At 42.2% G+C, this 1,617-nt stretch carries 1 protein-coding gene; it reads left to right on the top strand.

The window, feature by feature from the left end; genetic code table 11:
* On the top strand, nucleotides 1–1,617 hold a 1,617-nt coding region (locus AN964_RS21775), incomplete at both ends, for a hemagglutinin (RefSeq protein ID WP_161809304.1).

Genomic DNA, 1,617 nt, shown 5'->3' with positions numbered 1-1,617 from the left:
CTCTGATTGCGATCATTCCAACAAATGCAGACAAAATCTGCCTCGGACATCATGCCGTGTCAAACGGAACCAAAGTAAACACATTAACTGAAAGAGAAGTGGAAGTCGTCAATGCAACTGAAACAGTGGAACGAACAAACATCCCCAGGATCTGCTCAAAGGGGAAAAGGACAGTTGACCTCGGTCAATGTGGACTCCTGGGGACAATCACTGGACCACCTCAATGTGACCAATTCCTAGAATTTTCGGCCGATTTAATTATTGAGAGGCGAGAAGGAAGTGATGTCTGTTATCCTGGGAAATTCGTGAATGAAGAAGCTCTGAGGCAAATTCTCAGAGAATCAGGCGGAATTGACAAGGAAGCAATGGGATTTACATACAATGGAATAAGAACTAATGGAGTAACCAGTGCATGTAGGAGATCAGGATCTTCATTCTATGCAGAAATGAAATGGCTCCTGTCAAACACAGATAATGCTGCATTCCCGCAGATGACTAAGTCATATAAAAATACAAGAAAAAGCCCAGCTATAATAGTATGGGGGATCCATCATTCCGTTTCAACTGCAGAGCAAACCAAGCTATATGGGAGTGGAAACAAACTGGTGACAGTTGGGAGTTCTAATTATCAACAATCTTTTGTACCGAGTCCAGGAGCGAGACCACAAGTTAATGGTATATCTGGAAGAATTGACTTTCATTGGCTAATGCTAAATCCCAATGATACAGTCACTTTCAGTTTCAATGGGGCTTTCATAGCTCCAGACCGTGCAAGCTTCCTGAGAGGAAAATCTATGGGAATCCAGAGTGGAGTACAGGTTGATGCCAATTGTGAAGGGGACTGCTATCATAGTGGTGGGACAATAATAAGTAACTTGCCATTTCAGAACATAGATAGCAGGGCAGTTGGAAAATGTCCGAGATATGTTAAGCAAAGGAGTCTGCTGCTGGCAACAGGGATGAAGAATGTTCCTGAGATTCCAAAGGGGAGAGGCCTATTTGGTGCTATAGCGGGTTTCATTGAAAATGGATGGGAAGGCCTAATTGATGGTTGGTATGGTTTCAGACACCAGAATGCACAGGGAGAGGGAACTGCTGCAGATTACAAAAGCACTCAATCGGCAATTGATCAAATAACAGGGAAATTAAACCGGCTTATAGCAAAAACCAACCAACAATTTGAGTTGATAGACAATGAATTCAATGAGGTAGAGAAGCAAATCGGTAATGTGATAAATTGGACCAGAGATTCTATAACAGAAGTGTGGTCATACAATGCTGAACTCTTGGTAGCAATGGAGAACCAGCATACAATTGATCTGGCTGATTCAGAAATGGACAAACTGTACGAACGAGTGAAAAGACAGCTGAGAGAGAATGCTGAAGAAGATGGCACTGGTTGCTTTGAAATATTTCACAAGTGTGATGATGACTGTATGGCCAGTATTAGAAATAACACCTATGATCACAGAAAATACAGGGAAGAGGCAATGCAAAGCAGAATACAGATTGACCCAGTCAAACTAAGCAGCGGCTACAAAGATGTGATACTTTGGTTTAGCTTCGGGGCATCATGTTTCATACTTCTAGCCATTGTAATGGGCCTTGTCTTCATAT

The organism is Heyndrickxia shackletonii (assembly GCF_001420715.1).
GTDB lineage: Bacteria > Bacillota > Bacilli > Bacillales > Bacillaceae_C > Margalitia > Margalitia shackletonii.
This window is presented reverse-complemented; position numbering and strand designations above follow the sequence as displayed.